Raw genomic sequence first — 23,808 nt, forward strand, 5'->3', positions numbered from 1 at the left:
TAAATTGATTTTTTATATAAAATGATAGTAATTAAATGAAATAATGAGAATTAAATTTCTAAGAGGGGCTTTTATGCTGCGCTTTGATCGCGCGAAGTTCTGCTCGCAGTTCATCCAACTCTGGATTGTTGCTTAAATCAGCGTCTGAATTTAATAGGTTCTGCGTCATTGCGTTTTTTGAGTTGATACAATCGGTACGGAGGTAATATTTAGCGGGATTGGTATCACATGCTTGACTCACATCTTTGCCTAGATTGGCATGCGACTGATACCATTTCACACCGCGATCTTTTGCCGAATCAGGGACGTTGTCCGCATGGTCGAGGACTTTATTGATTGGATCACGATTACAAGCGGTTAGGCATGTACTGAGCAATAAAATATTGATTACCGTAATCAACCTCGAAGGAAAAAGACTCTGGCTGCCTTCACAACTTCTCATATTCCGATGTACAACCATACAAACCCCGAAGCACATATAAAAAAATCAGCTAAAAATTTGAGCTGATATTTACAATATTGAGTTAAAATTTCTTTATTTAAAGATAACAATGTTACAACAAAAAGCAACCAAAAAAATGCTTTTAGTTACATTTTACTTTCTGGTTAGAAAATTAATCATTCGATTTTTATATAATTTTTATTGATAGCTTTTTTTATTGTAAGAGAAATAAAAGTCGCTGAACATGACTCATTATTTTAATAAAATATAAATAATGAGTATTCTATTTCTCTAAAGGTATTTGACCATATTGACTCATTACTAGCCTAGCTAAAATCCTATAGTCACTCTTCTTGAGTTGGTGCTCATATGCCTTGCGATAAATTATTGATGCTGTAAAGACACAAGGCAAACTGATTTGTGCATTTAGAGCATAAGGGTATGGCAGGGGATAGCGTCAATATCTGCCCAATTATCACAATCCCATATGACGTTATCATTAAGAATTATTCTCATTAACACAACAATAAACAAATGGTCCAACACGGCTACAACTCCCTACACGACGCTCATATTGTAATGAGCGATAAATCCATAGGATGAATTAACCCCCTGTTTTATCATCCTTGGAGCATTAGCCCTATGTCAGCCATCACCGGAAATACGCCCGTCACCAAAGATCCTGTCGCTAACCAAATTCCGGCGCAAAAGCCGGCACAAAGCGCCAGCCAAGATCAATTCACCTTTAACACGCCAACCATTGCTGATTCTTCAATGAAGCGCAGCATTTGAATCTAGTGCAACTCAAATAATCAAAACCCGCACAATGCGGGTTTTTTTAGGCCTGTAATTTGAGACCAGATGATTATCGGGTCTGATGTGCCATTGGTTTAAACAAAGGCGATTTAAAAGGCTGAGCAAGGATTGAGGTGGGCTGTGGATGAGGAATCGGCTCAATCAAAATTTCATGCCCCGCCATATCATAAAAAATACAGCGCAAATGGGTCACATCGATGCGCCAGTATTTGACTCCGGCACTTGCGACCTCATGGCAGAAGGTCAGAAAGTTGATGCTGCCGAGCTGATGCAGACTGATTGTACGGCGTAGGGCATGGGCATCACCTTTGGACGCAATGCCAATGGTGGGATACTTCTTAGGGGATTCCAGTCGCTCACGACTGGTGGAGTAATACTCGGAGTGACCATCACAGGCAAAGACGTCGTAATACGCCATACCGAGGGTTTTTAAATCCTGCACATATTGGGGAAAGTTTGATCCCAATTTGACGCTGGCATGAATCTGGGAAATATGATCGATGGTAAACATGATGTTCTCGGCAGGCAAAAATGAGCATTACAAATGGATCGTGTCAACACTCCCCCTTGCCTGAAGGGGGAGCATGTTTTTAGCTAGCGGTAGGCGGTGTATCGGCTTTGTGGTGATGATGCTTATGCGGCTTTGCGGTGTCCGAAGACGGCGCACTGGTTGAATCGGTGGGTGGTGGGCTAGGGCTGTCTGTTGGCGCAGGACCAGTATCGGTTGAGGTCGGCATAGGGGCTGGATCATCGGCAAACGCGTTCAATGAAAAACCCAGCAAAGCCACCAGTAGTAATCGTTTCATCATCGCTCCATTGATTTCGTCAAAGATATGCCTAAAAAGTTGGCTTATGCACTATCTAAAGAAAATGTGGATGAATTCGGGCAATCCTATTGCGTTTGTCGCTTATTAAGTAAGCGCTTTGTTAAATTGTGATCAGTACGTAAGGTACTTAAACGCCCATTAGAAAACTCGCTAGCAACTGCATCCTCGGTGGCAGTGCCGCAAAATCTCTTGCACAGACATAAAGCTGTCGCGTCGCCCATGGTTCTTGTAAGGGTACGATCACCAGATCAGATCGCTGCAGGGATACAACCGCAGATTCAGACAACACCGCAATGCCGATCTCTGCCTCCAGCATCATGCAGACATTCTCAATACTGCGCATACGAATTCGATAATCAATCTTGCGTCCCAGTAGTGATGCCCGCTCGCCCAAGTGTCGCTCTAACGCTGCATCCGACAGACCGATAAACTTCTCATCGACAATTTCTGCTAGTGTCACAAAGGGCAGGCTGGCGATGCGATGCGTCCGCTTGACCACGACCACCAGTTGATCCTGCGCAATCACCTGCGCCTGTAGTGCGGCAAGGTCAATAATATTTGCGACAATCCCCAAATCCGCATGTCCTTTGGCGACGGCAAGCACAATATCAGTACTGGGTTTCTCATCCACATCTACAGACAGATCGGGATTGCGCGCGAGGAAGTCACAGAGCTTTTGCGGCAGAAAGGAACTGAGCGCTGCGGTATTCGACATCAGCCGCACACGGCCTTTAAGTCCTGATGCATAGGTATCCAGCTCACCGCGCATCTGCTCAACTTGACCTAGAATCAAGCGCGCATGACGAATCAAGGCATCCCCGGCGACCGTTGTCCGTACGCCGCGTCGGACGCGTTCAAACAGCGGCGTGCCCAAGATCGACTCCATGTTGGAGATGCGTTCACTGACTGCCGCCAAGGATAAGTTCATGGCGACCGCGCCTTGCGTTAGACTGCCATGTTCCACCACCAGTAGAAACAAGCGTAGATCCGTCAGGTCGATACGCATGAGCATTCCCCCCTATGTGCTGAGGCTGTTTTAAGCCTCTGGTTTTACCGAAGTCTAACATTGGAAATGCCCGATTGTGCGGATAAATGATCAGCGTAGACTGCGGGTCATCAGATCGGTTTAAGGTTGGCGACAATGGATCATTTTTTCTTGATTGCGGGGGCGGGGCTGTTGGCTGGGGCAATGAATGCCTTGGCAGGTGGCGGCTCGTTCGTCACGATCCCTGCACTGATTGCCGCTGGCGTGCCATCGGTTCAAGCGAATGCTTCAAGCACTGTCGCACTGTTTCCCGGCGGGCTTGCCAGCGCATGGGTTTATCGTGATGGGCTACAACCCTTGGGCAATGTCTCCATGCGCCTATTGCTGTTGATCACCCTGATCGGCGGTATCCTTGGCGCAGTTTTACTGCTGCTGACTTCAGCGCAAACCTTTGATCATCTGCTGCCTTGGTTACTGCTCATCGCAACCATTGTCCTCAGCTTTGGGCGGCAATTCGGTGAATGGTTACGCCGTCATGTCCATATCAAGCCAGCGGCAGTGTTGATCGCCCAATTTGTCTTGGGCATCTATGGTGGTTACTTTGGCGGAGCAGTGGGTATCATGATGATGGCGGTATGGAGTGTATTGACCAATCGTGATCTGAAAACTTTAAACCCACCCCGCACGATCATGGTCAGTACCGCCAATGGCATCGCCGCACTAACCTTCATCATTGCTCATGCGGTGTACTGGCACGAAACCCTGATCATGCTAGTCGCTGCGATTATCGGCGGCTATGGCGGTGCGCGCATTGCCCGTTTTGCCTTACCGCAGGCGGTGCGTGTGGCGACGCTCATCCTGACCTTTGGCATTACTGCGGCGTTCTTTGTGCGGGCATATGGGTGAGGGGTAGTTCGTGGAAGCGTTTTTACGGCATTGAAAAAAAAGGCTTTCTGGCATATAACTTAACGCACCCATTCAATGCCCGCTTTGAGCCCACTCATGAGCCAGTCGATAATAATCCCCGAGCCCTACATCATGTTGGCGGAATACAACCAATGGATGAATCAGCGGCTTTACGCCCTGATTGCCACCATCCCCGATGAGCTGCGTCGTCGTGATCTCGGTGCATACTTTAAGTCCATCCACGGCACGCTGAGCCATATCCTCTATGGCGATCTGGCGTGGATGGAGCGATTGGCGCTTGGGCAGTACACCCCGAAAAAGATTGATCAGCATCGCTTTGATGACTTTGAAGAGCTACAGGCTGAACGGGTCAAGGTGGATATATGGATTTTGGCATGGGCACAAACGCTCACTGCCGAACAACTCGCCGCCGATTTCACCTATATCAGCAATGTCGATGGCGGCACGCGGATCAGACCCACATGGGCACTGGTCAGCCATCTGTTTAATCATCAGACCCATCATCGCGGACAACTCACCACTATTCTTCACCAGCAAGGCTATGATGTTGGCGTGACTGATATTCCGTGGTTGCCACGGTGGGAGTGAGATGCGCCATCTTTCTGTCATGATTTACGGCGATGATGTGGACAGCCATCAGGGAGAGTGAGAGTGGTTTTGTGCTGGAGAGTGATACCGACCCGATGAGTCAAAAAGACACCGCACGACTCATGACCTATGCTTATGCATACCGCCGCTGGATCGCAAGCATTCTGGCAGTCACCCCGTGGCTGTTGATCGTGATCTTTCCTTCACAAGAAAAAAATAAGCCACCCGAGCAAGAAGGCTATCTGCTCAGCGTTAATATTCAAAATGCTAAGCCTCCTGCGTCAAGTCACTCAGCCCCATCCACACCACCATCACCCATGCCTGCGCCAACCTCTATGCATACCGCACCCTTGGTGAGTGACCCCACATCCAGCACGGTACCCGCGATTGCAGAAAGCCCATTAACGCCCAATCCCATCCCAGACTCGCAGTCCAATGTTGCTCGTCCAGACGAGGCATTGGCAGATACACCACAAGTGCGATCACATGATCCGACATCACTGTATGTCGCAGGCGTGCAAAGCCAGTTTGGTCATACCGGACGCTTTAAAGTGATTACGGATGGTGCCGCCATTGATCCAAACACGCCTCAAGCGGCACTTCGCGTTGTCATCGGTTTTGACCTCAATCGTGATGGGATGCTGATCAGCAAATCGATAGTCCAGTCCTCAGGCGACGCTCAAGTGGATCGTGACGCGCTGAACAGCTTAAATCGTACAGCCTTTGCCTCTTTCCCCCCCGATGTCTGGGCGACCGAGACGGATCATCATTTTGAAGTGACATTAGAGCGGGTACTGTCTTAAATGACAAGCTTTACCGTTATGATCATCAATTGGTTTTTTCTTAAAAAAAAGAAGACCCATCGTTATGAAGGGTCTTCTTTTGATTCATACATCCTACTACGCGAGGTTTTAAAACCCAGTAACTGCCAATAAAGCGCTGTTATTGGTTATTATAAGTTGTCCTTTTGGACTTACAGCGATTCCTGTGGGTTGAAGCTCTGCATTTGTTAGTGATTTGAGTTTAACTCCAAGTGCATTGCTGCTGTTCACGACAGTTGTTACGATGCCCGATGGGGTGATCTTGCGGATAGTATTGTTCCCAGCATCTGCGACATAGACATTGCCACTACTATCTGTGGATATCCCGGTAGGATAATAAAACTGTGCCGTTGATCCTGTTCCATCTAATGCGCCTTGTATTCCCGCAGTCCCTGCGAAGGTGGTCACTTGATTACCTGATATCTTGCGAATAGTACTATTTTCAGAATCAGCGACATATACATTGCCACTCTTGTCCACAGCAATACCCGTGGGTTGGAAGAATTCAGCATTGAAACCAAAACCATCGGTACTACCAGCCATGCCGAGATTACCTATCATTCCTGCAATCGTTGTGACCACACCTGTTGGCGATATTTTGCGGATGCTTGAGTTACTCGTATCAGCGACATAAACGTTACTGCTTTGATCTACAGCAATACCATGTGGATTATAAAATTGTGCTGCTGCCCCTGTACTGTCAAAGTTACCTTGTTTACCTGCAGTGCCCGCTAGAGTTGTGACCGCGCCTGAAGACGTAATTTTACGGATTGTATTGTTACCAGAGTCTGCAACATAGACATTCCCTGCACTATCAACGGCAACCCCTGTAGGGTAGTAAAATAAAGCCGTTGAGCCATCTCCATCTGTACTTCCACGTTTGCCTGCGATGCCAGCAAGAATACTAACAACGCCAGTGGATGTAATTTTACGAATGGTGTTATTGAAACAATCGGCGATATAGGTATTACCATCAGTATCCACGGCAGCCCCCGTGGGATTGCCTGCACTATTCCCGTAACTTCCATATTGGTCGACCATGCCAGCTATAGTCGTCACCGCTGCTGCTGGCGTAATTTTACGAATAAGATTGTTATTAGAGTCCGCGACATAAACATTGCCAGTGCTATCTACAGTAACGCCAGTTGGACCGTAGAAGTGGGCCGCAGCGCCGATACCATCTTCATGACCTCTTACACCAAACTGTCCCGCTAATGTTGTAACCACGCCTGCTGGCGTAATTTTACGGATTGTTCCATTATCAGCAACGAGGACGTTACCATTTTTGTCTACAGCGACATCTTGAGGATAATCGAATTTTGCGGCTGCACCAGTGCCGTCGGCATATGCAAAGACATTGGATGTACCCGCAAGTGTAGTCACTACACCGCTTGGTGTAATTTTACGGATAGTGCTGCTCATCATATCCGCAACATAGATGTACCCATTGTCGTCTACAGCGATGCCTTTAGGACTCCTAAAATGTGCTGCAGTACCAATACCGTCAATTGCGATCGCCGATGTACTTACAGAACCTGCTAGGGTTGTTACCACACCATCTGCTGTGATTTTACGGATATTTTCATTACCAGCGTCTGAGACGTAAATATTTCCATTCTTATCAACGGTAATACCGACAGGCTGATTAAACCGTGCATCTGAACCTGTGCCATCGGCACTGCCTGGAGTATATGCTTTCCCTGCGATAGTGCTGATTACGCCAGAGGGTGTAATTTTTCGAATAATGACATTATTCGTATCTGCGACATAGATATTATCCTTGCTATCCACAGCGATACTGGATGGGCTATTAAAGCGAGCTTCTACGCCAGTTGAATCTAGTCCGCCATTATTACTCGTATGTCCTATCGTTGTTACAAAGCCACTAGGTGTAATTTTTCGAATAGCATTATTGTAGTTGTCTGCAACATATACATTACCGTGACTATCCGCTGCAACATCGACTGGATTATTAAACCGAGCTGCTAAGCCTGTGATAGTTTGATCGCCAGCGTGAATGTTTGCGGCAACGAGTACTACATCTGGGGAGGCTGTCGTTGGACCTGGAGTAGGGGTAACAGGGGGTGGGTTTGTCACTGGAGGTGTGGATGAGCCAGAATTTGTGGATGCTCCCGTTGAGTCAGAACCGCCGCCACAAGCTGAAAGCATGCTGATTAGACCGCTTATGATTAGAAACTTCCATAGATGTTGTCGCATTGAGAAACCTTTTTTCATTTGGTCAAGAAATTTGTGAGAGGATACATTATGGCAATGTTTAATCGGTATTTTTCAGACGAAAATTTTAAAAGTCTTATATTAAATAAGAGAATAATCTTGTAAGTTGGGTCAAAGCGCCACGTATTATGAAACTCTTAAGTCACAACAAGAAAACCCATCGTATTGATGGGTTTTCTTTTCTACAGCTAGTCAACCTTACTGAAATTTAATAAAGCGGTGTTCCTGCATTATAAGCAGACACAAAGCTCTGCCAATCCAGATTCACCTGTGCCGCATAGTTAAAGGCAAAAGTAGAAATCTCAGATTGTAAACCGCTGGTGCTGGTGATGGCATCAGTCACTTGCTTGTCGATACTATAGGTCACGATGCTGCTGTTGTAATCCTGATCCGAGATCGCATGCGCCGCGGCCAATGCTTGACCTAAATAGGTCGCCGCAGTATTCAACTTGCCCGCAGTAGACAGCTTGGTTGAATCAAAATCTTCGGCATAAGGTGATTTCTCATGCACGTAGAACGGCAGACCATTGATGGTGGTATAACCAATCAACACATCGGCATTCAATTGCTGCGCCTTGGCACTGAGCGCCACACGACCGCCTTCATGATTGCCATAGTAGCTTGGTGCAAGTTGACCAGGATCCACGACAGACACTGCACTGCTGGCTTCTTGTTTGATTTCCAGAATCACATCATCCGTGGTCGCTGTCGAAGGACCTTCGATCAGCACGTAATAGCGCAGCTTGCCCAGACTACCGACACCCGAACCAAGTTTTTGATGGATGTCTTTCACGGCGTAATAGCTCGATGCATACTGCTTGCCCGAAGAAATCGTGCTGATATAACTGCTCATCGCATTGGCGATGTTGTTATAAGTGGTACTGTTGACTGCAACCAGCGTACCTGCGATGTTTTGGAATGTGCGGGTGCTGCCAGAGAGCTGGGTGTATTTGCTAAGTAGGCTAGAGCGACTGTCGCCACTCGATGCGCTGATTACATCCTGTACCGCACCTGAGGTATTGCCATTTTTAAGCTGGAAGCTCAGTTCAGCACTACTACCCTTAAATGTACTCATCTGGCTGGCATAACTGCTGACCAGCGTATTGATCGCCGTGGTGATATCGCTGTTGGAAATGCCATTGGCTTGACCAGCAAGCACCAGACTGGTCGCCAAACGACGCAGATCCCACACATACTGACCCAAGTAGGCCTCATCAAAATCATTTACAGAGAAGATTGAGTTGCTACTGCTGTCGCGTAGACCACCGAAGTTGCCCACATGCACATCACCGCCAACCCAGGTATAACCCGTTTGCGAGGTGACATAGTTTGATGCAGGGAGGGTTAAGGTATCTTGATAGTAAATATGATTGGTGCCACGGTAGAAGTTGAATGCACTGGCAGCCATGGTGGACATTTTGGTGGCCAGATCAGTGCTGTCAGTCGCTGCATAAGGATGGTTATAGTTATAAACCTGATTGACAACCCAACTGGTTCGTGAGGTTGCGGCATGGGCTGTGGTGATGCTTACTGCAAGCAGTGTACCCATTAGAATTGATGGCAATTTTTTGATAAACATGGAGAAAGTAATCCGACGGTGAATGAGACTGCGCCAGATTTAAACACCCGAATATGACAGTACCGTGTCATTCTTAGCCCAAACTTAGCTGTTAATGATCAAGGGGCGATTGATCCGATGACCTTCTGTTAAACCGTATGATCAAATGATTTTGCAGTCGTGATTCTTAGACTTAGGCTGTGCGGCAAATTTCACGAACCAACCTGTCAAATTCACTGAAAATGTGAGGTCGGGTGGGGAGTTGAAATTTTTTTAATACATACCCCACCAAACTCTGAATATGTCCATGCTTCGCATAGGACTCTGGCTTTATTCAATTGCACCTTCAACCAAAGGTGTGGCGTTGTAATCCTTTGACCAGCGATTGTATTTCAGTAAATAGATGCCAATCATCGTCCCGATGGGTATACCCACAAGTAAGATACAGGCAACAATAATGGATGCAATTCGTGCCCATGGTTTTTTGTTTTTGGCACCGCGCGATATTAAGAAATGTATTCCTCCTATAAGAGTTACAGTCATAACAATAGCGACAACGTCTACAATCTTATTCTCTAAGCTCTCCATCGAATGACCCAGAAATCGATCAAGGACAAAGATAATCAGAAATATGACGTAGAAAACGGATAATGCAAAATGTACTTTAGCGACACGCAGATTATTTTCCACAATATATTCTCATCTTTGAGTCACTTGAGATTGCCATATTTTTGACATACCTCCTAATCATATCTAATGAAGCAGTAGTCTAGCCTACCGCCCCATCTCTTGCATCCCGAGTACCCCTACACTGGTCAGCAGTCGTAAGCGCGCCGAACGCCAATCCGCCAGACTCTGTATCCGCTCTTGCTCGGCATCTGACAGCGACGACTGAGTATTGAGGATTTCCAGAATATCCGACGCGCCCTTATCATATTTACGCTGTACCGTGGCAACAGCCCGTTGTGCTGCAGTGAGTAAGTTCTCCGAATATTGCAGATTATCCAGCGCCGCGCTGGCATCGGCATGCGCTTTCACCACTTCGCGGAGGATCTGATTCTCGGTATCCTCAAGCTCCGCCTGTTTTTGCTCGGCTTGCGCTTCCGCACCGCGGATCTTGTAGGTTTGGGAGAAGCCACTGAAGATCGGAATATTTAGCGTGATCCCTGCCAGTGTTTCTTGTGTTTTGGTCGAATTCAGTCCTTGATTAGGCCGTCCGTTTTGATAGTAGTTGGCGGTCAGATCCAGCGAAGGAAGTCCTTCTGAGCGTGTCGAGATAATCTTCTCCCGTGCCGATGCCAACTGGGCTTGTGCAGCCAAGATCGCTGGATGCATAGCCTGTGCTTGGGCAAGCCACGCGCTCAGGTCTTGTTTCAACGCACTGGTTTGATCCGTTAAATCTTCACCCAGCGTAAGCTGCGTGGTCTCTGGAATCCCCAGTGCATAAATCAAAACCGATAGTGCTTTTTGATAGCCACCTTGAGCACGGCTGCGCTCAAGCATGGCTTTAGACAGTGCCGTTTGTGCTTGGAGTGTATCGGACTCAGCACCCGCACCTCGTGTCTCACGGCGCTGCGCTGTATCAAAAGTCGCCTTGGCATAGCCTTCAATCTTCTGTTTCGATAGCCAAGTGGCCTGAGCCGTTTGGGCATCGAAATAAGCCGAGATCACATCGGTCAGTGTCTTTTGCAAGGCTGCATTGTGACTGGCTTCAGCAGCGTTGAGTAAATCAATTGCCGAGCGCTGATTGGCCGCTCGTCCACCAAAATCAAGCAATCGCCAACTCAAGCTCGCATATTGTGTCGTGTTTTTTAAAGTCGTTGACGGCTGAAATGCATTATTGGGCGTATGGGTATGATCACGCAGACGGCTGATACTGCCAGAAAGCGTCGGCAAATACGCCGCACGCGCCTCACCCAGAGCCGCCGCCTGAACTTTAATCGCCGCCCAAGTGCCCTTCAGCTGCGGGTTGTGGCAAAGCGCAATATCCATCGCCTGCGTCAATGTCAAAGGGACATGGGCATCGGGCAATGAATTGCGCCCATCGACAGCACAAGGGGTAAGCGGAGAGTCACCCGGCAGTTGAATCTGCCCCGTTTTCAACATCTCAGGGCGCGTATGCAACGGATCTTCAAACACCGCTGGATAGCTTGCGATAGATGATCCGACCGAACTGATCCAATCCTGCGCCATCACATTGGGCGCAGTAAATAGCGTTGCGAGCCCAATCACCATGACCGTTTTACGGAAATGGTTTGGTAGAGAATTAGCGCTCATGCAAAGCCTCACGCTCATGCTGTACCAGCGGTGACAGGATGTATTCGATCACGCGGCGGGTACCAGTTTTCACCTCAGCATTGACTGACATCCCAGCAGACAGCGGTAGATCTGTGCCATCGACATTGATCGTCGAGCGATCAAGGGTAATGCGCACTGCATAGCGCAGACCATTGCCCGTGCGCTGAATCGGTTTACCATCCTTGTCATTTTGCTCTGGTTGATCATTTTGTACTGCATCGCGTGAAACATGAGTGACCTTGGCAGGGATCGTGCCGTACTTGGTATAGTCAAAGGCATCGACCTTGACCGCAGCAATCTGTCCTTCATGGACAAAGCCAATGTCCTTGTTCTCAAGGTAGGCTTCAACTTCAACCTGTTTCTGCTTGGGTACGATCAGCATTAGGGGCTGTGCCGCTTGCACCACGCCGCCGACCGTATGCACATTCAATTGTTGAATCGTGCCATCAACTGGCGCACGGAGCACCAGCAGTTTGCTGTGCTCACCCGCGCGTTTGGCATCCTGTTGGCTGGCGGCATTGAGTTTTGCCCCTTCGGTGAGGGCATCAAAGGCATTCTTTTTCGTCTCGGCAATCAAGGCCGCACGTTGATCCCGAGCATTGTTCAGTTGACCTTCCAGCTCAATCCGCGCTTGCTCTTTCTCGATCCAAGCATGCTCAGATACATCATGATTAAGGCTTAAGGCTTTATAATCATTGGCGCGTTGGCGAGCCAGTGGTAGGTTGGTAGAGTACTGGGCAATGTCACTATTAATTCGATCCAGCTTGGTTTTGAAGTCCTGATACTGACCGACGACATGGGCTTGTTCGGCTTGCCATTCGGCAGGGGATACGCCATCGACATGAGCCAGTTGCGGGGATCGTAAATGATCAACCGCACTGATCAAGGCTTTAGAACGCGCCATTTGCAAGGCAGCCACTTGAGCATCGCCTTTAGCCTTGGTGTGCTCGGCATCGGTGGCGCTGGCGTCTAACTCCACCAGCACATCACCCGCCTTAACTACTTTACCTTCTTCAACATGAATCGCCCGTACCGCCGCAACTTCGACCGAAGCGATGGTTTTGGTATAGCCCGATGGAATCACTTTGCCCGTGGCATTGACCACGATATCGATCTTGCCCAAGATTGACCAGATCACCGCAATGATTACGATGGACATCAGCAGCCACGCGGTTAAATGCGCGGTCTTTGACGCGGGTTTTTCTTGCAGGGAAAGTGCCGCAGGCAGAAAGTCCGCTTCATCTTCATTGAAGATACCGCTCTTGACCGTATGGCGCTCCGCCCAGTGATGGGCAAAGATAGTTTTATAGCGTCGCCAGAGTTCTCTGGATGCTGCAAAACGATGACGAATACTCATGCGACACCTCCATTTTGCGGTGCAGCAGTTGGGTCTTGTAAACCGGATTGAAGCTGATAAAGATGGGTATAGATGCCTTCAGGGTTTTGCAGCAATTCCGTATGACTACCGATCTCGGCAATCTGACCGCGCTCCATGACCACAATACGGCTGGCATCACGCACCGCAGACAAGCGATGGGCAATGATCAGCACCGTACGACCTGCGGCGATACGGCGCATATTGTCCTGAATGATCTTTTCCGACTCATAGTCGAGCGCACTGGTCGCTTCATCAAAGATCAGAATGCGCGGATTACTGATCAACGCCCGGGCAATCGCAATGCGCTGGCGCTGTCCACCGGACAAGCCTGTGCCATGCTCACCCACGATGGTGTCATAGCCTTCCGGCAATTCGCAGATGAAATCATGCGCTCCTGCAAGTTGTGCAGCCTGCATGATCAATTCAATCGGCAGGGCAGGATTGGCCAGTGCAATATTGTCACGCACCGAGCGGTTGAACAGCATGTTCTCCTGCAATACCACCCCAATCTGATGACGCAGTGACGTGGTATCAATGATGCCAATATCCTGTCCATCGACCAGCACTCGCCCACGATCCGGCACATACATGCGCTGCACCAGTTTGGTCAGCGTACTCTTGCCTGAACCTGAGCGCCCGACAATCCCGATCACTTCACCAGCATTGATTTTTAGGTTAATACTGCGCAGCACATCGGGCGTATCCGGACGATAGCGGAACGACACCTGATCAAATTCAATTTGCCCTGCAACACGCGGAATCCGCGTCTTTTGCCCGACGACTTCGGTTTTGGTATTTAAAATATCGCCCAGACGACTCATGGAGATACCGACCTGCTGGAAGTCATTCCACAGTTGCGCCAGACGCAGAATCGGCGAGGAAACCTGACCCGCCAGCATGTTAAACGCGACCAGCTCACCGACCGTGAGCTTGCCATCAATCACCAAAGTTGCACCCAGCCACATGATAGCCGCAGTCACCAGCTTACTGATCAGATTGACCCCGCCACTGGCGACAGTTGAAATATTGGTAGTAGACAGTCCAGCCGACACATAAGAGGCAAGCTGTTTTTCCCATTTCTGCTGCCAGCGTGGCTCTACCGCCATCGCTTTGACAGTATCAATGCCACTTAAGGTCTCAACCAGAAAGGACTGGTTCTCGGCACTCTTATTAAACTTTTCATTGAGGCGCGCACGCAGCACAGGAGTGAACAGCACTGAGAGCAGCACATACAGCGGAATCGATGCGAGCACGATCAGGGTCAGATCGACGCTATACCACAGCATCACGCCAATAAAAATAAATGAAAACAGGATATCCAACACCAGCGTCATGGCATTACCGGTCAAGAACGCACGGATATTTTCCAGTTCCCGAATCCGCGCCACCGAATCCCCGACACGGCGCGATTGAAAATAGCTGATCGGCAGACTCAGCAAATGACGAAACAGCTTGGCACCCAGCTCCACATCAATCTTGCTACTGGTATGGGCGAACACATAGGTACGGATGCCACCAAGGACAATCTCAAACAGCGTAGCGCAAATCAGCCCGATAGCAATCACGTTCAGCGTCTTCATCGCATGATTGACCAGCACCTTGTCCATCACCACCTGAAAGAACATTGGGGTAATCAGACCAATCAATTGCAACACCAGAGAGATCAGCAGGATCTCACCCAGCAGTTTGCGGTATTTGACGATTGCCGGAATAAACCAGGTGAAGTCAAACTTCGCCATATCCCCCGCATAGGTCGCTTTACTGGTAAAGAAGATCAGCGAGCCATTCCACAGCTCAACAAAATCTGCCAAAGCCATGACGACAGGGGGCTCACCCGGACGCTGGATCAACACGCGTGGCGCTTCCGCATTGCTGTAATCGACTTTAGCCAGAATCAGATAGCGCCCTTCTTTGTCGATCGCTACCGCCGGCAAGGGCGCACGATCCAATCGCTCAAGCGGCTGGCGCACCAGCTTTGCAGTAAGACCAATCTTTTTGGCCGCCAGCAAAACCGACTGAGTCGAAAATGCCTCCTGACCAAACTCATGCTGGAGCTGTGCTTCATCCGCAGCAATACCGTGTAAACCGGCCATAATGAGGAGGCAATGTAAACCCGAATTTGGACTGGGGGGAGCAGCGGAAGGTTGGGGTGCAGTAGGAGGAATCTGTGGCAAAGGATCGGTCATAAGTCATTATCATTGTGTACAAAGAACGCTGGCTAGACTTTGCCATATAGACAAAAATCTAGCCAGTAAAAACGCATTGTTTTTTAGAGTTTTTTATCGGGCATATGCAAGTAGTGGAGCAGCATGCGCGTCATTTGCAGCAAACAGGCTTTGTGTGGCTGCAGAAGCTGGTGCAAAAGAACCCAAAGCACTGATCAATTGATCTACGCTGCTTGTGGTGGTATTACTGCGTGCTGCGGTGATTGCAGGTAGCGTTGATGGCGCTGAACCCAAGGTATATACCCCACCTTTGACAATCGCGCCATTGATCCATGCCGCATAGGTATAGGTACCATCGCCTTTAGGCGTGCTGTGTTCGGTTGGATTGGCTTCATAAGGCAGATTGACTCCACCATGGTTGTAGCGTTTGGTCTCGCCCAAATCGCCTGCGATGATATCTTCTTTGCCGACAGCATAGGCTTCTGCGTCATCATCATATTGTGCATTATAGGTCGAAGCATGCAGTGCCAGATTAGCATCAGTCGCATGTGCACCTTCATGGATCAAACCCAGCGCAGCGGATTGCACGCCAACCGCTTTGCCCGTTGCATTGTCTTGCACAGTCAGCGCTGAGTTGGGATCCCAGTAAATGGTATTGGTCGATGAGCTATAGCGGTCATTGCCATCATGGATGATGCTGATTTTGACGCTTTTACTTTTCAGCCCTGTGATGATGGATGATGCAGTCGCACTGGTTTCCAGATAAGCCAAGCTGGTATTCAAATTGGCGATGTCGGTTGCAGTCGCATTTTTGACGGTGAAGTCGCTGGCGGTAATAGCGGCAGTAGTCGCTAAATTTGAAGACGATTTCCCATTGGCTGTGGATCGATCCAGAGATTGTCCAAAATTAGTACTGCGTTCGAAAATCTCTTCCCAAGTCGCAGTCGTGCTGTTATGCGCTGTCGGCATGATTGTTTCTCCTAACGTTTTTAAAATATTAACCAAAGGGTGTCTCTGGTTAACCGAGAGAGCTCCCAGACTGGTGGTGCAATCTGGCAGCAGTACTTAAGCCCTGAGCAGCGGTACTGCCCAGTCTTAATTTCATTCCATTATTTTTGTACGGTGTTTTCAGTCGTAGATCTGGCAGGTTCAAAGGCCGCGCCTTGTTCTGTGGTCCAGCTATCCAGCGTATGGGGGAGGGTGCTGGTTACCGTAATTGCTTTGCCATTCAGCGTGCCGTTTAAATGAGTTTGATTGGCAAAAGCCTTTTCAAACAAAAAGTCTGCGTGCGATCCATCCGCAAGCGTCAGGAAAATCCCGGTACGCGGCTCAAAAGGATGCGCTACTTCCGTATTGCTCTTGACGTGTGCGTGTTCTAAGAGCTTAACGAGGCTGGCTATGCGTGCTGGGTCTTGGGTGGTATAGCTTTTACCGGATGTTTTGAGTGTCTCTTCGTTTAAACGCACCCGAAAGGATTGATCAGGAGAAACAATCACCACCGTCGCGGCTTGCGTGGTTTTGATATCGAGACTGGATAGGGGGGTAGTCAATTTCTTCTCCTTAGCGTATGCGGTCGGGATGATCAGTAGCACCATGGCGCTGGCAATCAATCCCCGTTTGAGTCGGTCACGTCGCAATGTCGCACGGCTTTGATCATGTGACGCTGTCATGGAGTGACACAATGCCAGACGCGGATGATGCGTGTGAGCCATTGTCGTTTGAGCGGCATGATGTTGCGGTTGGTCGAGCTGCATAATCGTTACCTTCTTCAATAAATTTACACTCAGCAATACAGGGCGTTTTTAATCATTCATCATCAGAAAAGCGCATGCCTGTGATTTGAGTAAAAATGAACCATTTGGTCAACAAGTCGATCATAGTCTATGCACGGACCATGCCATAAATAATTAGTTATGACTAAGTTATGAGAAAAATAGGTAAGTGAGGGTTTATGAAAAATTTAAAATGTGATTCATTTATATCTATTTATTCTGAGATTTTGGAATAGTTATAAATAATGTTATCGACTGTTTATTTATATTCATCCCATAAATAAAAAGAGCATCACGGGGTGTGATGCTCTTTTTAGGCGGGGTTTGGTTTATGTGTGGGCGACTGCTAGTAGGCTCTTAGCGAGCTGCGGCCAACAATGGAGTTGTCTGTGAGTCATTGGCAGCATTGAATTGGGATGCAATTGCGCCATGCGGTGCAAAAGAGCCCATCGCATCAACCAATTGACTAACACTGTGATGGACTATAGATGAGACGGCAACATCTGCATTTTGGACGTTATTGGGGTTAAACGCCAAATTTACTCCTGCAATCTCTCCTTGCATGCCATTCGCCCATGTGAAGGTGCTGTTATCCAGAATGGTATTGCCATTGTTGTCTTGATTGACATGACTGCTATTCAGGTTGATCGATTTAATGCCCAGTTGATCAAGAGAGTGGAGTTGACCCGCATTGAAATGACCTGTGCCATCCGTAATCCAAACCCGCATATCTTTCCATGCTTGATCTTGACTGTTAAACACGCCATCACTGTTACTGTCCATGCCTTGCAGTACTGAAAATCCCGCGACAAGTTGGCTGTCTTGAGTTACTGCACCATCAGGATTGCTTGGATTGTAGACCAGCATGCCTTCGCCCGCAGTTGCCCATCCTGTCTGTACAGCTTGACCGTTGTTCTGCATGTCGAAGTAGGTGAATGAGGCTGAGAGGGATTGGGTTTCTACTGGTTTTCCTTGGAGGTTGAGGATGATCGGGTCAACACCGTTGATACATGAGGAGGCCAGATTAGGGTAATAGTATTTATTTATGAATTGGTCACTGATTATTGTAACTGAAGGCACTTTTAATTTAGGCGGTGGCAGATTAGGGAGAGTGCTTAGTGTACTGTTGATCAACTGAGTTGTACCATCATTGAATGAGAGTATTAAGTTTGGTCGCGGTAACGATGAAATGCTAGACGTCGGAGATGATGTGCCATCTGAGATTAGGCGCCCTGCAATATCATATTTTTTATCAGAAGTGACTTGACCTGCGCTGTTGTAGAGAGTGTCTTCAAGCCGTCGAAAATTCTGGGTTGGGTCGTAACGCACTTCTTCTGTTTTTCGACCATACGCATCGTAAAGTGTTGTTGCAATTGGGTTCCCAGTACTCGTGTATGTCTGAATCGAATGAATAATTACACCTGTTCTTGTTGCATTAGCAGCATAAACATCGACCTGAGTAGTGTTCCCAGCAGAATCATAGTGTTCGACTACTTCAGGCGATCCGTAATACATTTTTATACTGGATGTTAATTTGCCTGTATTGGGATCGTAGATTTCATCTTTTGATTGGAACCCATTGTAATCATAAGATATCTTATCGGTTAGTTTCCCAGCGGCATTAAATAATCGACTCTCGGCTAATATATTTGATCCGACATATGTGTCTTCTTGTGTTTTAACACCGTGGGCGTAGACAGTGTCACTGACTTTCATTCCAGAGCTATCTATTAAACCTACTACGGCGTTCAGATCACTACGCGACCAATTAACTTTGATATTTCCAGTCGTATAGATAGTTTGATTATCGGCCATTAAGCCGATAGAACCGCCATCACCGAAAACAGAGGCACTGGAACCATCGCCAAATAGATTCATCGCTGTTGAGCCTGTAATGCCATGAACAACATGACCATTGCCAGATAGAGCAAGAGATGAACCAGAATTGGCCCATTCGTTGATGGTTAGGTTGTCACCTTTTACGGTTGTAGCCATATTGCCCCAACCAAAATTTATGGTTTGGTTCCATGCAGTAATGGATTGGTTATTTCCAAAGACACCTATTTTACTGCCACCACCATCGACAGCAACTGAGCTACCGTCGCCGTAGAGATTTAAACTAGTTGAACCTGTAATGCCATGAACAACATGACCAATGCCGGATAGAGCAAGAGATGAACCGGAATCGGCCCATTCGTTGATGGTTAGGTTGTCACCTTTTACGGTTGTAGCCATATTGCCCCAACCAAAATTTATGGTTTGGTTCCATGCAGTAATAGTTTGGCTATTACCATAAGACGAAATGGTACTTCCTTTCCCATCGATTATTGCACTTGAAGCGTCACCATAGAGTTTAAGAGAGCTACTACCAACAATCCCTATGATATTAAGTTCTTTACCTTGAGCATTAAGTATGGAGCCACTGTTTCCCTGAGATTGAATAGTGTTCTTATCTCCGATAACGGTGCTTGTAGTACCTTTTCCTACTAGAATCGTAGAATTATTAGTAGTCAGAATTGCGCTAGTTGATGTCGCAACTACACCATTAGATAACAACGCATATTTATTATCTGAATAAACCCCAAGCACAGCATTATTATTTAATGTCCAACTGCCTATTGCAGAACTTCCATTGATGGTACTTCCTGCCGCACTAATTTGTTGGGGAGGAGTGGTATATGCTGTGTATTTGGCACCGCCATCAAATGTTGTGACTACTGATCCATTAGATTGGGGAGTTGTTGAAATTGGCTTCTGGAGAGAGTATCCAGTAATTAACCCAGATGTACTATCAATTTTAGGTACTAGTGAAGCGCCTTCAAGTGTATTTTGAAAAGCGTTACTAAAACTCAAATTAAAAGAAGCCTGATCAGTTTGGCTTAAAGAATTGAAATATCCGCTAATATTATTTTTAAGTGCATCAATAGTTCCTTGGTCTTTAAAACCTGCAACTGTATACACTGCGGCTGCAATCCCAAGTGCAAGAGCAATTTCAGGAGCTGCTACAGTCACAGCTGCTACCGCCAAACCTGCCCCGATTACTCCTTCTATATCCGCAATCCCAACACTTCCATAACCGCCTTTTTGTATTTGTCTTGCTGTTCCTACTATGGATGCTGCAAAACCGAGCATAGGTGCTGCCTTTGAAACTGCCCGTATTGAAGGAGTCAGAAGAGAGCTTTCAGTCGTTACATTGTTTGCTACACTTGCTGCAAATCCTATGATATCTGCACCTACTGCGGCAACTTTTGATCCTTGTACCCATTTATCATTTGCATGGGCTGCTTCCGTAGCAGATTTGGCAGCATCATATGTGCCAATAGTTCTACCTATTAGTAGATCTAATACATAATTTCCAATATCGCCTGCGGTTTCTAACTTAGCCATTTAATTGAAGATCCTATTGAGTGAAAGTCTGGGTAGAAAGTTTTCTATTAATTGTTAGAAAGGAAAAAATAATAAATCCAACAAAACAAAATATCGTAGCTGAGTACATTAGGTTTACAGTTCTTTGGTCCGCTTGTCTGTTGTGAGCAAGCTCTGCGAGTAGCGATTCTTTACTAATGATCGGGTAATCATTTAAATCATTAACAATTACTGGATAAAAGGAACCTTTTCCATTAGCCAAAATAAATCCTTGTACCTTAAATTGTGTGGTTGGATTATTTTCGGCTAGCTTTGTTACTGATAAAGGAGCTACAAACTGTGACATTTGATAGGTTTTTCCATCATGCGTATGAAAATAAACATCATAGTGATTTGAATGATTACTTGGGTTTGAAACGTATTCAAAATTACCAGTTGAGGAAATTAAGGGGACTGTAGGAGGAGTATTTCCAGATAGTTCGCTGAGTAAAAGATTACCCATGAAAGGATAAAGACATAGGGTCGCAATAGCTGCAAGACTAAAGAGTTGACAAAGTTTCTCCCGCCAGCCTTGTGGTTCATTAATGATATTGAGCCAAGCTATGAACCACTTTTTGAAACTTACATCTTGCATTCTTACGCTCAATCGTTGAAATTAATTAGAATATAGTGGTATTGACTGAATGGTAAAATACCATAAAGTGCAAAGCAAAACATGGCTTAAGCCTGGATAACTTGCACCGTTTTTATGAATTTATCTTTTGTTGTCTTAAACATCCATCCTCCCTCCACCTTCTATACCTAAACTTACAAACAGCAGAAATATGGATAAAAATACAATATCCGGTATCGCTTTGTAGGATCGATTGTGAGTCTGCTTAAAACCGTGATTTTTGGGGGTTATAGTGAAATCTCAAGATTTTAGAAGAAGAGGTGCAACATCATGTTTAAAAAACTTCTCATGGGCGCAGCCCTCGTTGGTGTGATGGCGGTTCCTGTGGTTTCACAAGCGGCAGTGGTTGAGCGCGTGGTGTACTATCCTGCGCCTCATCATGTCCATCATCATCACGGTTACTATCGTCCTGTGGTGTATCGACCCCACTATGTCCGCTATCACCACGCTAGGTATTACCATGGTTATCATCATGGCTACCGTCATGGCTACCGTCATGGTTATAGACACCATCACCATTGGCGCTAAGTGGATTGTTTAAAGCCTTGCTTTAAAAATGGCACTCAAAGAAACCCATCGCAAGCGATGGGTTTCTTTTTTGATCAGGAACGAGCCACGCCGCCATGTGGCGCGCAACTTAGGCGTAGATGTTGATGTGAGCCATCATGACACTTCACTGCTTTATAGGGTTTGTGGTCTTTACGTGGGGCTTTGGCGTGTTTGCCCGCTTGTTTAGCTGGGTGATTTTTCGATAGTTGCGGATGCGATGCTACAGGTGGCACCGATTGATCAGCAGAATAGTTCAATGGATTGGATGGATCGGCTGGCACTGCGGCAAGAGCAGGGAAAGTCAACAGGCACAGCGCAGCAAGAATGATTATTTTCATGGTCGAGCTCCTCGTCTTATTATCGTTTGAGGATGCCAGATGTGCCGAGCAAATCATAGCGATACAACGGTTTTGCGATGATTATTTTATCTCCTCGTTTTTACTCCATTTTCTTTACTCAAACCTACAATTTCTCGGAAATGTGGATAAAAAGGCAAGGGCAGGTAGGTCTTTCATGTATCGCGTGTGAGTCTGCTTAAATCTGTGATTTTTAGGGCTTATAGTCAAGTCTCTGGTTTAAACAAGCGAGGAAAGCATCATGTTGAAGAAACTATTAGTGGGTGTAACGTTGGTTGGCGTGATGGCAGCTCCAGTCATGTCACAAGCTGCGATTGTTGAACAACGGGTTATTCACCATCCGGTACATGTCGATCGCCACCATGGCTATGTCCAAAAGCGTGTGGTCTATACCAAACACCACGGCTACAAACATCATAATGTCTACAAGCACAAAAAAGTGGTTGTCGTGAAGAAATATCACCACTAAGCCATCGAGCATGGGCCATCAGATAGTCTGACGGCCTAGATGAAATCAACAAACCCACCATCATGGTGGGTTTCTTTATGGGTCAACGAATGTCATTGAGCACTTACGATGCTGCATCCTTCGCCGCATTGATTGCTGCATCACAGATGGGTTTAAACTTTTCCTTGATCTGACTGTCGGTAAGCCCGCCTTTATTAAAGTACTGATTGCCAAACAAGATGCGGAAGTTTTTTTGTTTTTCTTCTGATACCTTTAAATTGACCGTCTTGGGGCAGTAGTGAGCATATTCTTTCTCAAAATCATTTAATTGCGCTTTTGACACAGCACCTGCACACAGACTATTGGTTCCGATCAGGGTGACATATTGATTATATGCCGCCGTACAGGTCGCTTCATCATCGAGCTCTTCTGCAAAGATGCAGTTTGACATGGTCAGTAAAGAGAAGAGCGCGACCCATTGTCTTGTTTGCATTGTCCATCCCTTAAGTGAATCCAGAGCTAAGGATGCCTAAAATCAACGCTTAAAGCAAAGAAACCCACCGTGATGATGGGTTTTGTTCTTGTAACGTGACTCAATAAAATACGTTTCTTAAACATCAATCCCCATTTCCGCCAGACTGGTTTTTAGGGCTGCTTCAATTGGCGTCGCTGGAACATGACCTAAAAACTTTTGCAAACGGCGGTCATCTAGTAGCACCGGTTTTTGCCAGAGGTAGCGCATCTCCAGCAGTTCACGCGGCAGGCTGGCAAATAGCGCCGCAATGCGAATCAGTAACCACGGCAAGCGTTTGATGGGGAGCTTGGGCTTCTGGCTGACCTTGCGCACCGTGTCGATAAACTGCTGCCCCGACAGTTGATAGCTGCTGAAGTGGAAGCGTTCAAAGGTTTGTAGCTCAGATTCCCGCTCCAGAATCTGAGCTGCGGCGCTGGCCATATCAGGCAGGTATGCCCAGTCATGGACAATGTCATCATGACCCGGATACAGCATGCTCGTCAGCGGTTTGCCAGCCTTGAAGATATAGTGAAACCACGCATTGGTTCCTCGTCCACCAAAGTAGTCGCCCGCACGCAGGATCAGGATGCGTACGCCGCTGGCTTGCAGCAAGGCTTCCATCTCGACCCGTACTTGGCCTTTTTGGGTCAAGGGCTGCTGAGCCGCGTCTTCAGGGATTGCCGTCGCGTTGTCTGGTGCAAAGTTATAGACCACGCCGGGCAGGAGAATACGGGCATTCTGCGCACGGGCAGCGGCGATGCTGTTGTTCAGCATCGGCAGTGCCAGTTCGCGCCAGCGCTGGTATTTGGGCGGGTTTACCGCATGCACGATGAGTTGCACACCTGCTGCGGCATGGGCAACATCATCGGCATTCATGGCGTCGCCTGCCAGCCACGTGACATCAAGCAAAGGAAGCTCTGCGCGTGCTGCATCGGGATTGCGTTGTAAGGCGCGCACTTGCCAGCCGCGTGCCAGCAGTTCAGCTGCCATGACACTGCCAAAGCTGCCAGTTGCGCCCAGTATAAGTGCTGTTTTTGTTGTGTTATTCGAAGTATTCATGAGTTGCTCCACGGTAGTCATTGAGTGTTTA

At 47.3% G+C, this 23,808-nt stretch carries 23 protein-coding genes; 6 read left to right on the forward strand and 17 right to left on the reverse strand.

The features are described 5' to 3' along the window. Positions 1-58: 58 nt before the first annotated feature. Positions 59-442: a hypothetical protein gene (locus ACLHG7_RS06925; protein WP_410210303.1), complete on the reverse strand. Its 384-nt coding sequence runs from the start codon at positions 440-442 to the stop codon at positions 59-61. 642 nt (positions 443-1,084) lie between these two features. Between ACLHG7_RS06925 and ACLHG7_RS06930 the strand changes: the two genes are divergently transcribed. After that, the gene (locus tag ACLHG7_RS06930; protein ID WP_410210304.1) at positions 1,085-1,234 is read left to right on the forward strand and encodes a hypothetical protein; all 150 of its coding nucleotides are present in this window, start codon (positions 1,085-1,087) and stop codon (positions 1,232-1,234) included. 73 nt (positions 1,235-1,307) lie between these two features. On the opposite strand, the gene ACLHG7_RS06935 is transcribed toward ACLHG7_RS06930, so the two are convergent. The 3 genes from ACLHG7_RS06935 to ACLHG7_RS06945 form a co-directional block, all read right to left on the reverse strand. Beyond that, positions 1,308-1,769: a DUF1398 domain-containing protein gene (locus ACLHG7_RS06935; RefSeq protein ID WP_410210305.1), complete on the reverse strand. Its 462-nt coding sequence runs from the start codon at positions 1,767-1,769 to the stop codon at positions 1,308-1,310. Positions 1,770-1,848: 79 nt separating this feature from the next. Then, positions 1,849-2,064 carry a hypothetical protein gene (locus tag ACLHG7_RS06940; RefSeq protein WP_410210306.1) on the reverse strand — a complete coding sequence of 72 codons (216 nt, stop codon included), beginning with the start codon at positions 2,062-2,064 and terminating at the stop codon, positions 1,849-1,851. A 148-nt stretch (positions 2,065-2,212) separates the two neighbouring features. Continuing rightward, the gene (locus ACLHG7_RS06945) at positions 2,213-3,091 is read right to left on the reverse strand and encodes a LysR family transcriptional regulator (RefSeq protein ID WP_410210307.1); all 879 of its coding nucleotides are present in this window, start codon (positions 3,089-3,091) and stop codon (positions 2,213-2,215) included. Between the two features lie 135 nt (positions 3,092-3,226). On the opposite strand from ACLHG7_RS06945, the gene ACLHG7_RS06950 reads away from it, so the two are divergent. From ACLHG7_RS06950 to ACLHG7_RS06960, 3 genes are all read left to right on the forward strand, one after another. Beyond that, positions 3,227-3,976, forward strand: a complete 750-nt coding sequence (locus ACLHG7_RS06950) for a sulfite exporter TauE/SafE family protein (RefSeq protein ID WP_410210308.1) — start codon at positions 3,227-3,229, stop codon at positions 3,974-3,976. Positions 3,977-4,072: 96 nt separating this feature from the next. Further along, positions 4,073-4,585: a DinB family protein gene (locus ACLHG7_RS06955; protein WP_410210309.1), complete on the forward strand. Its 513-nt coding sequence runs from the start codon at positions 4,073-4,075 to the stop codon at positions 4,583-4,585. 32 nt (positions 4,586-4,617) lie between these two features. Beyond that, a complete protein-coding gene (locus ACLHG7_RS06960) occupies positions 4,618-5,388 on the forward strand; it encodes a TonB family protein (protein ID WP_410210310.1) in 771 nt (256 codons plus the stop codon). Positions 5,389-5,496: 108 nt separating this feature from the next. On the opposite strand, the gene ACLHG7_RS06965 is transcribed toward ACLHG7_RS06960, so the two are convergent. The 10 genes from ACLHG7_RS06965 to ACLHG7_RS07010 form a co-directional block, all read right to left on the reverse strand. Further along, entirely contained in the window at positions 5,497-7,575 is a 2,079-nt protein-coding gene (locus tag ACLHG7_RS06965; protein ID WP_410210311.1) for a hypothetical protein, read from the reverse strand. 274 nt (positions 7,576-7,849) lie between these two features. Next, entirely contained in the window at positions 7,850-9,220 is a 1,371-nt protein-coding gene (locus ACLHG7_RS06970; protein ID WP_410210312.1) for a DUF2252 domain-containing protein, read from the reverse strand. 309 nt (positions 9,221-9,529) lie between these two features. Further along, on the reverse strand, positions 9,530-9,889 hold the full coding sequence (locus ACLHG7_RS06975; protein ID WP_410210313.1) for a hypothetical protein: 360 nt from the start codon (positions 9,887-9,889) through the stop codon (positions 9,530-9,532). Between the two features lie 84 nt (positions 9,890-9,973). After that, complete coding sequence (locus tag ACLHG7_RS06980; RefSeq protein ID WP_410210314.1) at positions 9,974-11,476, reverse strand: TolC family protein; 1,503 nt, start codon at positions 11,474-11,476, stop codon at positions 9,974-9,976. Further along, complete coding sequence (locus ACLHG7_RS06985; protein ID WP_410210315.1) at positions 11,466-12,854, reverse strand: HlyD family type I secretion periplasmic adaptor subunit; 1,389 nt, start codon at positions 12,852-12,854, stop codon at positions 11,466-11,468. The genes ACLHG7_RS06980 and ACLHG7_RS06985 overlap by 11 nt, the downstream gene beginning before the upstream one ends. Further along, the gene (locus tag ACLHG7_RS06990; protein ID WP_410210316.1) at positions 12,851-15,061 is read right to left on the reverse strand and encodes a type I secretion system permease/ATPase; all 2,211 of its coding nucleotides are present in this window, start codon (positions 15,059-15,061) and stop codon (positions 12,851-12,853) included. The genes ACLHG7_RS06985 and ACLHG7_RS06990 overlap by 4 nt, the downstream gene beginning before the upstream one ends. 93 nt (positions 15,062-15,154) lie before the next feature. After that, the gene (locus tag ACLHG7_RS06995) at positions 15,155-16,009 is read right to left on the reverse strand and encodes a hypothetical protein (RefSeq protein ID WP_410210317.1); all 855 of its coding nucleotides are present in this window, start codon (positions 16,007-16,009) and stop codon (positions 15,155-15,157) included. 140 nt (positions 16,010-16,149) lie between these two features. Then, positions 16,150-16,794 carry a hypothetical protein gene (locus ACLHG7_RS07000; RefSeq protein ID WP_410210318.1) on the reverse strand — a complete coding sequence of 215 codons (645 nt, stop codon included), beginning with the start codon at positions 16,792-16,794 and terminating at the stop codon, positions 16,150-16,152. A 375-nt stretch (positions 16,795-17,169) separates the two neighbouring features. Continuing rightward, entirely contained in the window at positions 17,170-20,199 is a 3,030-nt protein-coding gene (locus tag ACLHG7_RS07005; protein ID WP_410210319.1) for a hypothetical protein, read from the reverse strand. A 13-nt stretch (positions 20,200-20,212) separates the two neighbouring features. After that, entirely contained in the window at positions 20,213-20,812 is a 600-nt protein-coding gene (locus ACLHG7_RS07010) for a hypothetical protein (protein ID WP_410210320.1), read from the reverse strand. Between the two features lie 309 nt (positions 20,813-21,121). On the opposite strand from ACLHG7_RS07010, the gene ACLHG7_RS07015 reads away from it, so the two are divergent. Then, positions 21,122-21,379 carry a hypothetical protein gene (locus ACLHG7_RS07015; protein WP_410210321.1) on the forward strand — a complete coding sequence of 86 codons (258 nt, stop codon included), beginning with the start codon at positions 21,122-21,124 and terminating at the stop codon, positions 21,377-21,379. A 74-nt stretch (positions 21,380-21,453) separates the two neighbouring features. On the opposite strand, the gene ACLHG7_RS07020 is transcribed toward ACLHG7_RS07015, so the two are convergent. After that, positions 21,454-21,738, reverse strand: a complete 285-nt coding sequence (locus ACLHG7_RS07020; protein ID WP_410210322.1) for a hypothetical protein — start codon at positions 21,736-21,738, stop codon at positions 21,454-21,456. 259 nt (positions 21,739-21,997) lie between these two features. Here ACLHG7_RS07020 and ACLHG7_RS07025 point away from each other — a divergent pair, with 259 nt between their 5' ends. After that, on the forward strand, positions 21,998-22,225 hold the full coding sequence (locus ACLHG7_RS07025; RefSeq protein WP_410210323.1) for a hypothetical protein: 228 nt from the start codon (positions 21,998-22,000) through the stop codon (positions 22,223-22,225). A 103-nt stretch (positions 22,226-22,328) separates the two neighbouring features. Here ACLHG7_RS07025 and ACLHG7_RS07030 read toward each other — a convergent pair whose 3' ends face one another. Both ACLHG7_RS07030 and ACLHG7_RS07035 read right to left on the reverse strand, forming a co-directional pair. Beyond that, on the reverse strand, positions 22,329-22,697 hold the full coding sequence (locus ACLHG7_RS07030) for a hypothetical protein (RefSeq protein ID WP_410210324.1): 369 nt from the start codon (positions 22,695-22,697) through the stop codon (positions 22,329-22,331). A gap of 117 nt (positions 22,698-22,814) precedes the next feature. Further along, positions 22,815-23,777: an NAD(P)H-binding protein gene (locus tag ACLHG7_RS07035; protein ID WP_410210325.1), complete on the reverse strand. Its 963-nt coding sequence runs from the start codon at positions 23,775-23,777 to the stop codon at positions 22,815-22,817. Positions 23,778-23,808: the final 31 nt, after the last annotated feature.

Origin of the sequence: Aquirhabdus sp., from assembly GCF_046462495.1 — a bacterium.
In the GTDB taxonomy this organism is placed as follows: Bacteria; Pseudomonadota; Gammaproteobacteria; order Pseudomonadales; family Moraxellaceae; genus Aquirhabdus.

Bases quoted from the DNA above. Each gene is read 5' to 3' on its own strand.
- ACLHG7_RS06940 (WP_410210306.1), bottom strand. From the start codon at position 2,064: ATGAAACGATTACTACTGGTGGCTTTGCTGGGTTTTTCATTGAACGCG.
- ACLHG7_RS06990 (WP_410210316.1), bottom strand. From the start codon at position 15,061: ATGACCGATCCTTTGCCACAGATTCCTCCTACTGCACCCCAACCTTCC.
- ACLHG7_RS07015 (WP_410210321.1), top strand. From the start codon at position 21,122: ATGTTTAAAAAACTTCTCATGGGCGCAGCCCTCGTTGGTGTGATGGCG.
- ACLHG7_RS06950 (WP_410210308.1), top strand. From the start codon at position 3,227: ATGGATCATTTTTTCTTGATTGCGGGGGCGGGGCTGTTGGCTGGGGCA.
- ACLHG7_RS07020 (WP_410210322.1), bottom strand. From the start codon at position 21,738: ATGAAAATAATCATTCTTGCTGCGCTGTGCCTGTTGACTTTCCCTGCT.
- ACLHG7_RS06995 (WP_410210317.1), bottom strand. From the start codon at position 16,009: ATGCCGACAGCGCATAACAGCACGACTGCGACTTGGGAAGAGATTTTC.
- ACLHG7_RS07010 (WP_410210320.1), bottom strand. From the start codon at position 20,812: ATGCAAGATGTAAGTTTCAAAAAGTGGTTCATAGCTTGGCTCAATATC.
- ACLHG7_RS06985 (WP_410210315.1), bottom strand. From the start codon at position 12,854: ATGAGTATTCGTCATCGTTTTGCAGCATCCAGAGAACTCTGGCGACGC.
- ACLHG7_RS06945 (WP_410210307.1), bottom strand. From the start codon at position 3,091: ATGCGTATCGACCTGACGGATCTACGCTTGTTTCTACTGGTGGTGGAA.
- ACLHG7_RS07030 (WP_410210324.1), bottom strand. From the start codon at position 22,697: ATGCAAACAAGACAATGGGTCGCGCTCTTCTCTTTACTGACCATGTCA.
- ACLHG7_RS06970 (WP_410210312.1), bottom strand. From the start codon at position 9,220: ATGTTTATCAAAAAATTGCCATCAATTCTAATGGGTACACTGCTTGCA.
- ACLHG7_RS06960 (WP_410210310.1), top strand. From the start codon at position 4,618: ATGATGTGGACAGCCATCAGGGAGAGTGAGAGTGGTTTTGTGCTGGAG.
- ACLHG7_RS07025 (WP_410210323.1), top strand. From the start codon at position 21,998: ATGTTGAAGAAACTATTAGTGGGTGTAACGTTGGTTGGCGTGATGGCA.
- ACLHG7_RS07035 (WP_410210325.1), bottom strand. From the start codon at position 23,777: ATGAATACTTCGAATAACACAACAAAAACAGCACTTATACTGGGCGCA.
- ACLHG7_RS07000 (WP_410210318.1), bottom strand. From the start codon at position 16,794: ATGCAGCTCGACCAACCGCAACATCATGCCGCTCAAACGACAATGGCT.
- ACLHG7_RS06925 (WP_410210303.1), bottom strand. From the start codon at position 442: ATGAGAAGTTGTGAAGGCAGCCAGAGTCTTTTTCCTTCGAGGTTGATT.
- ACLHG7_RS06980 (WP_410210314.1), bottom strand. From the start codon at position 11,476: ATGAGCGCTAATTCTCTACCAAACCATTTCCGTAAAACGGTCATGGTG.
- ACLHG7_RS07005 (WP_410210319.1), bottom strand. From the start codon at position 20,199: ATGGCTAAGTTAGAAACCGCAGGCGATATTGGAAATTATGTATTAGAT.
- ACLHG7_RS06955 (WP_410210309.1), top strand. From the start codon at position 4,073: ATGAGCCAGTCGATAATAATCCCCGAGCCCTACATCATGTTGGCGGAA.
- ACLHG7_RS06930 (WP_410210304.1), top strand. From the start codon at position 1,085: ATGTCAGCCATCACCGGAAATACGCCCGTCACCAAAGATCCTGTCGCT.
- ACLHG7_RS06935 (WP_410210305.1), bottom strand. From the start codon at position 1,769: ATGTTTACCATCGATCATATTTCCCAGATTCATGCCAGCGTCAAATTG.
- ACLHG7_RS06965 (WP_410210311.1), bottom strand. From the start codon at position 7,575: ATGCTTTCAGCTTGTGGCGGCGGTTCTGACTCAACGGGAGCATCCACA.